At 74.4% G+C, this 11,430-nt stretch carries 10 protein-coding genes; 6 read left to right on the top strand and 4 right to left on the bottom strand.

The annotated features are described in order from the left end of the window. Positions 1-20: 20 nt before the first annotated feature. The 3 genes from ABZ261_RS13090 to ABZ261_RS13100 all read right to left on the bottom strand — a co-directional run bounded on the left by ABZ261_RS13090 (position 21) and on the right by ABZ261_RS13100 (position 2,771). Complete coding sequence (locus tag ABZ261_RS13090; RefSeq protein WP_356858400.1) at positions 21-842, bottom strand: transcriptional regulator; 822 nt, start codon at positions 840-842, stop codon at positions 21-23. Continuing rightward, positions 839-1,222 (bottom strand): hypothetical protein, encoded by a 384-nt coding sequence (locus tag ABZ261_RS13095; RefSeq protein WP_356858402.1) that lies wholly within the window; start codon positions 1,220-1,222, stop codon positions 839-841. Before ABZ261_RS13095 ends, ABZ261_RS13090 begins: the two co-directional genes overlap by 4 nt. A gap of 178 nt (positions 1,223-1,400) precedes the next feature. Beyond that, entirely contained in the window at positions 1,401-2,771 is a 1,371-nt protein-coding gene (locus ABZ261_RS13100; RefSeq protein ID WP_356858404.1) for a diaminopimelate decarboxylase, read from the bottom strand. 139 nt (positions 2,772-2,910) lie between these two features. On the opposite strand from ABZ261_RS13100, the gene hutU reads away from it, so the two are divergent. From hutU to hutI, 4 genes are read left to right on the top strand one after another with little or no spacing between them, the layout of a single operon-like run. Further along, positions 2,911-4,575 carry a urocanate hydratase gene (hutU, locus tag ABZ261_RS13105; RefSeq protein WP_356858406.1) on the top strand — a complete coding sequence of 555 codons (1,665 nt, stop codon included), beginning with the start codon at positions 2,911-2,913 and terminating at the stop codon, positions 4,573-4,575. Beyond that, complete coding sequence (locus ABZ261_RS13110; RefSeq protein WP_356858408.1) at positions 4,572-5,789, top strand: allantoate amidohydrolase; 1,218 nt, start codon at positions 4,572-4,574, stop codon at positions 5,787-5,789. Before hutU ends, ABZ261_RS13110 begins: the two co-directional genes overlap by 4 nt. Next, complete coding sequence (locus ABZ261_RS13115) at positions 5,786-7,123, top strand: formimidoylglutamate deiminase (protein WP_356858410.1); 1,338 nt, start codon at positions 5,786-5,788, stop codon at positions 7,121-7,123. Before ABZ261_RS13110 ends, ABZ261_RS13115 begins: the two co-directional genes overlap by 4 nt. Positions 7,124-7,143: 20 nt before the next feature. Next, positions 7,144-8,319, top strand: a complete 1,176-nt coding sequence (hutI, locus tag ABZ261_RS13120) for an imidazolonepropionase (protein WP_356858412.1) — start codon at positions 7,144-7,146, stop codon at positions 8,317-8,319. Positions 8,320-8,481: 162 nt separating this feature from the next. On the opposite strand, the gene ABZ261_RS13125 is transcribed toward hutI, so the two are convergent. After that, entirely contained in the window at positions 8,482-9,378 is an 897-nt protein-coding gene (locus ABZ261_RS13125; protein ID WP_356858414.1) for an RNA polymerase sigma factor SigF, read from the bottom strand. A 246-nt stretch (positions 9,379-9,624) separates the two neighbouring features. Here ABZ261_RS13125 and ABZ261_RS13130 point away from each other — a divergent pair, with 246 nt between their 5' ends. After that, a complete protein-coding gene (locus ABZ261_RS13130; RefSeq protein ID WP_356858416.1) occupies positions 9,625-10,002 on the top strand; it encodes an STAS domain-containing protein in 378 nt (125 codons plus the stop codon). Between the two features lie 320 nt (positions 10,003-10,322). Further along, positions 10,323-10,892, top strand: a complete 570-nt coding sequence (locus ABZ261_RS13135) for an ATP-binding protein (protein ID WP_356858418.1) — start codon at positions 10,323-10,325, stop codon at positions 10,890-10,892. The last annotated feature ends 538 nt before the right edge of the window (positions 10,893-11,430 follow it).

Below are 11,430 nucleotides of genomic sequence, written 5' to 3' on the forward strand. Positions count from 1 at the left end.
TCTCGGCGGGGCGGTGCCGTTCAAAGCGCCTCCAGCGCATCCCTGAGCCTCTTCAGCAGCGCGATGTCGGGGTCGGTGGTGACCTGGTGGGGCAGCGGGACGTGGGCCGCCGGGGCGGGCGCCGCCGGTGCCGCCGGGGCGATGTGGCCGGCCGCCGCGAGCCGGCGGACGTCGACCAGCGTGTGGAACGCCTGCCGGCCCAGCTCGCGGGCGATGACGGCGGCCGTGCGGACGCCGTCCACGCGGTCCAGGACGGCCCGCTGCCGGGGGGTGACCGGGGCGGCGGCGAAGGTGCCGGCGGCCGGGGCCGCCCGGACCAGCGGCACGCTGTCGCCGGCCGGGTCGGGCCACAGCCGGTGCAGCAGCAGGCGGCGGCGCAGCGTCTCCCGCTCCAGCGCGACGACCGGGACGGAGGGCAGCGGGCCGAGCCGGGGCGCGTTGTCGTACCGGAAACGGCCCGGAGTGCTGCTCGGCGCCAGCGCGAAGTACCCGGCGTCGTACAGCGCGTCGAGGTGGCACAGCTCCAGCGCGCCGGTGGGCAGCACCCCGGCGTCCAGCAGGAGTTCGGCGGCGTGCAGGGGGCCCGCGCTGCGTGCGGCGGCCCGCTGCCAGGCGGCGGCCGCGAGGGTGCCGTGGGCCGTGAGGAGCACGTCGAGCCCCGGTGCGAGCGGGCTCTCGGCGTGCACCACCCGGCCCTCGGCGAGGTGGAGGGTGCCGTGCTCGCGGAGCAGGACGCCGGTGGCGCGCTCCTCGGCGAGCCGGGTCAGCATCGGGGACAGGGCGCGGGCGGCCCCTTTCTCGCGCACGGGGAGGGCGGGCGGAGGCGTCGTGACCGCGCTCATCCCAGCACCAGCCGGGCGGCCATCTCGCCGAGCCGTATCCGGGCGAGGGCGAGGTTGCCCTCCTCGCGGCCGAGCCACAGGTGCAGGAACACGCTGCTGTCGAAGGACGTGTCCACGAACCGCAGCAGGTGGTAGCTGTCCCCGTTGCTGATGATCACGTCCTCCACCGGGGGCAGGTCGTCCCGGCCCACCGCGAAGGTGCCGTGCTCGGCGGCCATCCGGGCCAGTTCGGCCGCCTCGGCGGCGGTGGTCTCGTGGTCGCCGCCGGGCGCCTCGCCGACCGCGCCGAGCGCCAGTCCGCTCGTCCAGTCCACCAGCGCGGCTCCCCGGGCGCCGGGCAACCGCATCGCTTCCAGTAAGCACTCGTCGATTCCGGGCACCGTGGCTCCCCTCCCGCCTGGGACTCCGGCTGAGTGACGCCGACACTACGCAACGTGTGTGCGGGAGGTGAGGCCTTTGGCATTTTCCGACGGAACATGCGTCCGGCGCACTAGTGTTGCCCGACTGGCGTGTGTGTCACGGCTGTTGCTTCATTTGTTCGAACCCGGGCGGCGGCTGTCAACGGCGCTCGGGCGCATCGAGGGTGGTGAGCGCGGACGCGTGCGCCCCTCCGGACTCCGCCACCACCTCCGCGACCGTCTGCGGCTCCCGCACGGTCGCGAAGGCCACGCCCCCCTCGCCGTCCGGTGCGAAGCCGTACACGCCCGGGCGGGCCAGGGAGTTGTAGGCGTAGTGGTGCGCGAAGTAGTACGCGCCCGTGTCCAGCGCCGCCGCGTAGTCGCCCTGCTCCAGCAGGGGCAGCGCGCGCCCCTCGGCCAGCAGGTCGCCGGAGAAGCAGGCCGGCCCGGCCACGTCCTGCACCGTCTCCGGCCCCCGCTTCGGGCGTCCCCCGGCGTCGTACGCGGCGATCCGGAGCGGCCACGACCCCGGCGCGTACACGGTCCGCGTCGCCACCTGCACGCCCGCGTGCGTCACCGCGATCCGCCGCCCGCCCGCGCTCTTGGTGTACTCCACCCGGGCCACCACGGTCCCGTGCCGGGCCAGCAGCGACCGCCCGAACTCGGTGACCAGCCCGTACCGCCCGCCGAACAGTCCCGGCACCCGGCCGGCCAGCAGCCGCGCGTACTGCGCGTACGACGGCGTCGTCTCCTCGGACGCGAAGTTCACCGGCAGCCCGCCGCCGATGTCCAGCGTGTCGACCTGCCGCCGTCCGACGTGCGCGTTGATCTCCTCGGCGAGCGCGTACGCCTCCGCCACGCCCCGCGCCAGCAGCGACAGCGGGACGCCCTGCGAGCCGGTGTGCGCGTGCAGCCGGGTGAGCCACGGCCGCTCAGCGTACGCCCGCAGGACCCACGCGCGCGCCCCCTCGTCGCGCAGAGCCACCCCGAACTTCGAGGTCCGCGTCGCCGTCGAGGTCGCCCCGATCGCCCCGGCGCCGATCTGGGGGTTGACCCGGACGCCGAGCGGGGACCGGACGGGCCCGGCGCCGACGAGGGCGTCCAGGCGGCCCAGCTCCTGCGGGTTGTCCACGTTGACCGCGACGCCCAGGGCCAGCGCCTCGCGCAGCTCCGCCGGCGTCTTCGCCGGCGAGTCCAGCACCGTCCGCGCGGCCGGCACCCCGGCCGCGCGCACCAGCGCCAGCTCCCCGGGGCTCGCCGCCTCCGCGCCCACGCCCGCCTCGTGCAGCAGCCGCAGCACCGGCACCAGCGGGGTCGCCTTCACCGCGAACGCGTGCAGCACCGGCGTCCCGGCGGGCAGCACCGCCCCGAACGCCGCCCGCAGCTCCGCCGCGGACCGGCGGATGCCGGTGACGTCCAGCAGTGCCGCCACGGCGCAGTCCGGTCCCAGCAGCCCCTGCCCGACCGCCGCCCGCACCGCCCGGTCCCTCCGGCCGGCCCGTTCGCGCGCCTCGCTCCCGATGTGCTCCACGGCATCCCCGTCCTGTCTCGGCGACCGGTGCCTCCAGCCAAACACCCGCCGGGCGCCGACGGAGCCCCCGCGGTGTATTGACTAGCTCTATTCAGGGCGACAGGATGTGAATAGACGTAGGCACAGGAGGAGGCAGACGATGTCGGGACCCCGCCCCGTACGAGCGCCGCGCGGCACCGGGCTCAGCGCCCTGGGATGGCAGCAGGAGGCCGCCCTGCGCATGCTGCAGAACAACCTCGACCCCGAGGTCGCCGAGCACCCCGACAAGCTCGTCGTCTACGGCGGCACCGGCAAGGCCGCCCGCGACTGGCGCTCCTTCGACGCCATGGTCCGCACGCTGCGGACCCTCAAGCAGGACGAGACCATGCTGGTCCAGTCCGGCCGCCCGGTCGGCGTCATGCAGACCCACGAGTGGGCCCCCCGCGTCCTCATCGCCAACTCCAACCTGGTCGGCGACTGGGCCACCTGGGAGGAGTTCCGCCGCCTGGAGGCCCTCGGCCTGACCATGTACGGCCAGATGACCGCCGGCTCCTGGATCTACATCGGCACCCAGGGCATCCTCCAGGGCACCTACGAGACCTTCTCCGCCGTAGCCGCCAAGAAGTTCGGCGGCACCCTCGCCGGGACGATCACCCTCACGGCCGGACTCGGCGGCATGGGCGGCGCCCAGCCCCTCGCCGTGACCATGAACGACGGCGTCGCCCTCTGCATCGACTGCGACCCGCGCGCCATCGAGCGCCGCATCGAGCACCGCTACCTGGACGTCAGGGCCGACAGCCTCGACCACGCGCTCCGGCTGGCCGTCGAGGCCCGCGACGCCCGCCGCCCGCTCTCCGTCGGCGTCCTCGGCAACGCGGCGGAGCTGGTCCCGCAGCTGCTCGCGATGAACGCCCCCGTCGACATCGTCACCGACCAGACCTCCGCCCACGACCCGCTGTCGTACCTGCCCGTGGGGACGGCCTTCGAGGACATGGCCGCCGAGGCGGCGAAGGACCCGGCCGGCTTCACCACGCGCGCCCGCGAGTCCATGGCGCGGCACGTCGAGGCCATGGTCGGCTTCATGGACGCCGGCGCCGAGGTGTTCGACTACGGCAACTCCATCCGCGGCGAGGCCCGGCTCGCCGGCTACGACCGGGCGTTCGCCTTCCCCGGCTTCGTCCCCGCCTACATCCGCCCGCTGTTCTGCGAGGGCAAGGGCCCCTTCCGCTGGGCGGCCCTGTCCGGCGACCCCGCCGACATCGCCAGGACCGACAAGGCGATCCTGGAGCTGTTCCCGGAGAACGAGTCCCTGGCCCGCTGGATCAGGATGGCCGGCGAGAAGGTGCACTTCCAGGGCCTGCCCGCCCGCATCTGCTGGCTCGGCTACGGCGAGCGCGACAAGGCCGGCGAGCGCTTCAACGACATGGTGGCCAGCGGTGAGCTGGCCGCCCCGCTGGCCATCGGCCGCGACCACCTGGACTGCGGCTCCGTCGCCTCCCCGTACCGCGAGACCGAGGCCATGCTCGACGGCTCCGACGCGATCGCCGACTGGCCGCTGCTCAACGCCATGGTCAACGTGGCCTCCGGCGCGTCCTGGGTCTCCGTCCACCACGGCGGCGGCGTCGGCATGGGCCGCTCCCTCCACGCCGGCCAGGTCACCGTGGCCGACGGCACGAAGCTCGGCGGCGAGAAGATCCGGCGCGTCCTCACCAACGACCCCGGAATGGGCGTCATCCGGCACGTCGACGCCGGATACGACATCGCCGAGTCCGTGGCGGCCGAGCGCGGTGTGCGGGTCCCCATGCGCGAAGGTGACGACGCGTGAGCTTCCACAGCATGTGGGCGGAGCTGCTGCCGATCGGCCGCAGCTCCGCCTCCGGCGGCTACCGCCGCTACGCCTGGACCGGCGCCGACGCCGACTGCCGGGCCTGGTTCCGGCAGCAGGCCGAGGACCGCGGGCTGGCGTACGAGGTCGACCGCAACGGCAACCAGTGGGCCTGGCTGGGGGACCCGGCCGCCGGGGACGCCGTCGTCACCGGCTCGCATCTGGACTCCGTGCCCGACGGAGGAGCCTTCGACGGGCCCCTCGGCGTCGTCTCCGCCTTCGCGGCGCTGGACGAGCTGCGCGGCAGGGGAGCGCGCATCGCCAGACCCCTCGCCGTCGTCAACTTCGGGGACGAGGAGGGGGCCCGGTTCGGGCTCGCCTGCGTCGGGTCCCGGCTCACCGCCGGCCTGCTGACCCCCGAGCAGGCGCACCGGCTCACCGACGGCGACGGAGTGAGCCTGCCGCGGGCCATGGAGGCCGCCGGGTACGACCCCGAGGCCATCGGACCCGACCCCGAACGGCTGGCCCGGATCGGCGCCTTCGTGGAACTGCACGTCGAACAGGGCCGCGCGCTGGACCTGTCCGGCGACCGCATCGGCATCGCCAGCGCCATCTGGCCGCACGGCCGCTGGCGGTTCGACTTCCGCGGCGAGGCCAACCACGCCGGCACCACCCGGCTGGCCGACCGCCGCGACCCGATGCTGTCCTGTGCCGAGACCGTGCTCGCCGCCCGCCGCGAGGCCGAACGCGCCGGCGCCGTCGCCACCTTCGGCAAGATCTCCGTCGAGCCGAACGGCGTCAACGCCATCCCCTCGCTGGTGCGCGGCTGGCTCGACTCCCGCGCCGCCGACCAGGAGACCCTGGACGCGGTCGTCGGGGGAGTGGAGAAGGCGGCGCGCGGTCACGCCGCCGCGCACGGCGTCGGCCTCGACGTGGTCCGGGAGTCCTTCACCCCGGTCGTCGAGTTCGACCACGCCCTGCGCGACGAACTCGGCCGCATCCTGGGCGCGGACACCGGCCTGAAGGTGCCCGTCCTCGGCACCGGGGCCGGACACGACGCCGGGATCCTGTCCGGGAGCGTTCCGACCGCCATGCTGTTCGTGCGCAACCCCACCGGTGTCTCGCACTCCCCGGCCGAGTTCGCGGCCGAGGACGACTGCGTGGCCGGGGTGCGCGCGCTCGCCGACGTACTGGAAGGACTGGCCTGCAGGTGACCGAGGTGACCTACTGGTTGGAGCACGCCTGGCTCGGCACGGCCGTCGAGTCCGGCGTGGCCGTGGACACGGAGGACGGCCGGATCACCGCCGTCCGCACCGGCGTGCCCGCTCCGCCGCCCGGCGCCGAGATCCTGCGCGGGCTGACCCTGCCGGGACTCGCCAACGCCCACAGCCACGCCTTCCACCGCGCCCTGCGCGGCGCGGTGCAGGTCGGCAGCGGCACCTTCTGGACCTGGCGCGAGGTGATGTACTCCGTCGCCGACCGGCTGACCCCGGATAGCTACCACGCGCTCGCCCGCGCGGTGTTCGCCGAGATGGCGCTCGCCGGCATCGCGTGCGTCGGCGAGTTTCACTACGTGCACCACGCGCCGGGCGGCGCCCGCTACGCCGACCCCAACGCCATGGGCGAGGCGCTGATCGCCGCCGCCGCCGAGGCCGGCATCCGGATCACCCTCCTCGACACCTGCTACCTGTCATCGGGCTTCGGGGAGCCGCCCAACGCCCACCAGCGGCGGTTCTCCGACGGCAGCGCGGAGGCCTGGGCCGAACGCTGTGCGGTTCTCAAGGAGCGGGATCACGCGCGGATCGGGGCGGCGATCCACTCGGTGCGGGCCGTGCCCGCCGAGCAGCTCGCCACCGTGGCGCGGTGGGCCGGGGAGCGGCGGGCCCCGCTGCACGTGCACCTGTCGGAGCAGACCGCGGAGAACGACGCCTGCCTCGCCGCCCACGGCCGCACGCCCACCCGGCTGCTCGCCGACCACGGGGTCCTCGGGCCGCGCACCACCGGCGTGCACAGCACCCACCTCACCGACGAGGACATCGCCCTGCTCGGCGGCTCGGGCACCGGCACCTGCATGTGCCCCACCACCGAGCGGGACCTGGCCGACGGCATCGGCCCGGCCGTCGCCCTCCAGCGGGCCGGCTCCCCGCTCTCCCTCGGCTCCGACAGCCACGCCGTCATCGACCTGCTCGAAGAGGCGCGCGCGATGGAGCTGAACGAGCGGCTGCGCACCCGCACCCGGGGCCACTGGACGGCCGCCGCCCTGCTGCGGGCCGCCACCGCCGACGGCCATGCCGCCCTCGGCTGGGACGAGGCCGGCGCCATCCAGCCCGGCGCGCTCGCCGATCTGACGACGATCGCCCTGGACTCGGTCAGGACCGCCGGGCCGCCGCCCGGGCTGGGCGCCGAGACGGCCGTATTCGCGGCGAGCGCGGCGGACGTACGACACACGGTCGTGGGCGGCCGGCACGTCGTGCGCGACGGGGCGCACACGCTCGTACCCGATGTGCCGCAAGCGCTCGCGCGGGCGGTCGAAGCCCTCCGCGCCTGACGATCACCCACGAGGACACCATGAGCAGCAGCACCGTCATCACCAACATCGCCACGCTGGTCACCAACGACCCCTCCCTCGGTGACGGCTCCCCGCTCGGTCTGATCCAGGACGCGGCCGTCGTCATCGACGGCGACCGCGTCGCGTGGACCGGTGGATCCAGCAAAGCACCCGCCACTGACAACCGGGTCGACGCGGGCGGCCGGGCGGTGCTGCCGGGATTCGTGGACTCCCACTCCCACCTGGTCTTCGCGGGCGACCGCACGCAGGAGTTCAACGCCCGCATGTCCGGCCGCTCCTACACCGCGGGCGGCATCCGCACCACGGTCGCGGCCACCCGCGCGGCGAGCGACGCGGAACTGGAGGCCAACCTCACCCGGTACCTGGCCGAGGGCCTGCGCCAGGGCACGACGACCTTCGAGACGAAGTCCGGCTACGGCCTGACCGTCGAGGACGAGTCCCGCGCCCTGCGCATCGCCGCGCGGCACACCGACGAGGTGACGTACCTCGGCGCGCACGTCGTCAGCCCCGAACACGCCGACGACCCGGCCGGCTACGTCGCCCTGGTCACCGGCGAGATGCTGGACGCCTGCGCCCCGCACGCCCGCTGGATCGACGTCTTCTGCGAGAAGGGCGCCTTCGACGGCGACCAGGCCCGCGCGATCCTCACGGCGGGCAGGGCGAAGGGCCTGCAGCCGCGCATCCACGCCAACCAGCTCTCCCACGGCCCCGGCGTCCAGCTCGCCGTCGAACTGGACGCGGCCAGCGCCGACCACTGCACGCACCTCACGGACGCCGACGTGGACGCCCTGGCGAACAGCCGTACGGTCGCGACCCTGCTGCCCGGCGCCGAGTTCTCCACCCGCGCCGAGTGGCCGGACGCCCGCCGCCTCCTGGACGCGGGGGTCACGGTCGCCCTGTCGACGGACTGCAACCCGGGCTCGTCGTTCACCTCGTCCGTGCCGTTCTGCATCGCCCTCGCCGTCCGCGACATGCGGATGACCCCCGACGAGGCGGTCTGGTCGGCCACGGCGGGCGGCGCCGCGGCCCTGCGCCGCACCGACATCGGCCGCGTCGCCCCGGGCGCCCGCGCCGACCTGATCCTCCTGGACGCCCCCAGCCACGTCCACCTGGCCTACCGGCCGGGCGTGCCCCTGGTCACCGGCGTCTGGCGCCGCGGCGCACGGGTGCTGTGAACGCCGGACCCGGGCGGCGGCCGGGGGTGGTGCGAAGACGTTCCCGCGGTGGAGGCATGGCGGCGGGGACAGGGGATACACGGGACTGCGTGAAGTGCGTCCCGTGGACGGCGCGGCGGCCCGGCAATGGCGCCGGGCCGCCTGCCGCGGCACGCAGGAGGGTCACTCCTCCGCGGTCAGCCCCTTGCGCAGCCGCCCGAGCGTGCGCGACAGCAGCCGGGAGACGTGCATCTGGGAGATGCCGAGCTCCTCGCCGATCTCCGACTGGGTCATGTTCGCGACGAACCGCAGGGAGAGGATCTTCCGGTCCCGCGGCGGGAGCCCGGCGATCAGGGGCTTGAGCGACTCGATGTACTCGATGCCCTCCAGCCCGTGGTCCTCGTATCCGATGCGGTCCGCGAGCGCGCCCTCGGACTCGTCCTCCTCGGGCTGGGCGTCCAGCGAGGCGGCGGTGTAGGCGTTCGACGCGGCCATGCCCTCGACGACCTCGTCGTGGGAGATGCCGAGGCGTTCGGCGAGTTCCGCGACGGTGGGGGCGCGGTCCAGCTTCTGCGCCAGTTCGTCCCCGGCCTTGGCGAGGTCCAGCCGCAGCTCCTGCAGCCGGCGCGGGACGCGCACGGACCACGAGGTGTCGCGGAAGAAGCGTTTGATCTCGCCGATGATGGTCGGCATCGCGAATGTGGGGAACTCCACACCGCGTGAGAGTTCGAAGCGGTCGATCGCCTTGATCAGGCCGATCGTGCCGACCTGGATGATGTCCTCCATGGGCTCGCTGCGGGAGCGGAAGCGGGAGGCGGCGAACTTGACGAGCGCGAGGTTCAGCTCGACGAGCGTGTTGCGGACGTACGCGTACTCGTGCGTCCCTTCCTCCAGCGACTCCAGCCGCTCGAAGAGGGTCTTGGACAGGGCCCGAGCGTCGACGGCGCCGATCTCGGCGTACGGGGGGATCTCCGGGAGTCCCTCGAGGGGATCGAGGGGGTCGATGGGATGATCCAGTGGGTCCGGTGAGGGTGTCGACGTCGCGATCGGGGTAGGCGATGCGTCGAGCCGGGGTGACATGGGTGTCCTCCATCGTTCTCGGCATATGGCTGCCGAAGCCAGTGCGTGCACTACGGTGTGCGGCGCCTCCGAAGCCGGCGTGTAGGGGTACGTGTTCCTACTAGCCCTACCCGCTGCACCGAGCGGGTCGCAAGTGCATTCTGTGACGGTATGTCCGTTTGTGTGCGGATGTTCGGGTGTCGGAGTGCGCAGGGAAGGCGTAATGTTCGAGGGCATCAGCAGCCACGACCTCGGGAGAGAGACGGCATGGACCACGGGACGGTCGGCAGCGCACAGTCGGGCCGGCTTCTGGTGGAGGTGCGGGAAGAGGGCTCCAGCGCCGTAGTGACACCGGCAGGTGAGCTCGACCACCACACCGCCGATCTTTTGCGTGAGCCCCTCGACGACCTTCTGGCCAAGGGCTTCGCGCGGCTCGTGGTGGACTGCTCACGCCTGGAGTTCTGCGACTCCACGGGGCTGAACGTCCTGCTCGGCGCCCGGCTGAAGGCGGAGGCCGCCGGAGGCGGGGTCCATCTGGCCGGAATGCAGCCGGTGGTCGCCCGCGTGTTCGAGATCACGGGTGCCGAGGCGGTCTTCAGCGTCCACGACTCCGTGGAGGCGGCCCTGGCCGACGGTGCCGACTGACCCTCCGCCCCGCCCGCCCGGTCCGGAACCGGCCGACGCGCGCGTTGCGTCCGTCACCTCGAACACGGGGGTGTTCCGCCGGATCGGTCGGGCAGGAGAGGGCAGAAGAACCAGGAGGCGCCCGGCCGGCCGCCGGCCCCTTGCGGGACCGGCGAACGGCCTGGACGGGACGCGGCCCCGGCGGACGCGCGGACACGGGACCCGCGCGGACGGCGGAGGAACGGCGGCCGGGCGACGTACGACCGCCCGGCACCGGCGTGCCGGACCTTGTGACCGGACTTTTGAATCATGAACTGGTGAATCGGTGAGGTGAAGCGCTGATGAGCACCACCCGGCCTTACTCGCCGGGCGACCGCGGCCCGGAGCCCAGCGGCGCTTCCGGGGCGTCCGAGGAGGCTGTGCCGGCTGCCGGCGCGGCCACGGGGGCAGCCGCGCCGTCCGTGCCGTCCGGGGCGACCGCCGGCACACAGCAGGCACGGGGCCGGGAGGTCCGCAGACTCCGCCTGGAAGGCGAGAGCGGGGTCGTCCCGCTCGCCCGCGACTTCACCCGCCAGGCGCTGTACGCGTGGGGCTGGCTGCCGGCCGCCACCGCCGATCAGCGGGCCGCCGCGGAGGACGTGCTGCTCGTCGTCTCCGAACTGGTCACCAACGCCTGCCTGCACGCCGAGGGCCCCGACGACCTGCTCCTCTCCTGCGACAACAAGGTGATCCGGGTCGAGGTCTCCGACCGGGGCGCCGGCCAGCCCGCCCCGCGCACCCCGCACCGGGCGGGCCGACCCGGCGGCCACGGCATGTTCATCGTGCAGCGCCTGTGCCTGGACTGGGGCGTGTTCCGCGCCACCGGCCGGCCCGGCAAGACGGTCTGGGCGGAGCTGGGCGCGCCGGCCTGAGCCGGCCGGCCACCCACCCCCTGCCGGGCAGGCCATGTCCCCTGCCCGGCCGGCCCTTCCGCGCGACCCGGCACGCGGCACCCACCGGGCCGCCCACCCCGGCGAGCGACCCCGCAGGGCGGCCCGGAGTGAACGCATTCTTACCGGCGTTCGGCACCCACCGAGGCCAACTGCCCTGGCCGGAAGGCCCGCACCGGGCCGGCCCCTCCGCCGCGTCCGTTCCCACCGGGCCCCGGCCCTGGGGTGCGCTCCCGCCGGTGTCGGGCGTGGAGGTTCGTAGCGCCGGTCCCGGCGTGCGGCGCCCGTCCTGGCGGGAAGGCTCGCACCGGGCCGGCCGCTCCGGTGCGTCCGTTGTCGCCGGGCACCCGCCCTGGGGGTATGCCCGCCGCCGGTGTCGGGCGTGGAGGTTCCTAGCGCCGGTCCCGGCGTGCGGCGCCCGTGTTGGCGGGAAGGCTCGCACCGGGCCGGCCGCTCCGGTGCGTCCGTTGTCGCCGGGCACCCGCCCTGGGGGTATGCCCGCCGCCGGTGTCGGGCGTGG

The sequence above is a fragment of the Streptomyces sp. NPDC006193 genome (assembly GCF_040613915.1).
Taxonomy (GTDB): Bacteria; Actinomycetota; Actinomycetes; order Streptomycetales; family Streptomycetaceae; genus Streptomyces.

Excerpts from the sequence above, each read along its gene's own strand:
- ABZ261_RS13090 (WP_356858400.1), bottom strand. The coding sequence starts at position 842 with ATGAGCGCGGTCACGACGCCTCCGCCCGCCCTCCCCGTGCGCGAGAAA.
- hutU (WP_356858406.1), top strand. The coding sequence starts at position 2,911 with ATGTCGGGACCCCGCCCCGTACGAGCGCCGCGCGGCACCGGGCTCAGC.
- hutI (WP_356858412.1), top strand. The coding sequence starts at position 7,144 with ATGAGCAGCAGCACCGTCATCACCAACATCGCCACGCTGGTCACCAAC.
- ABZ261_RS13125 (WP_356858414.1), bottom strand. The coding sequence starts at position 9,378 with ATGTCACCCCGGCTCGACGCATCGCCTACCCCGATCGCGACGTCGACA.
- ABZ261_RS13130 (WP_356858416.1), top strand. The coding sequence starts at position 9,625 with ATGGACCACGGGACGGTCGGCAGCGCACAGTCGGGCCGGCTTCTGGTG.
- ABZ261_RS13135 (WP_356858418.1), top strand. The coding sequence starts at position 10,323 with ATGAGCACCACCCGGCCTTACTCGCCGGGCGACCGCGGCCCGGAGCCC.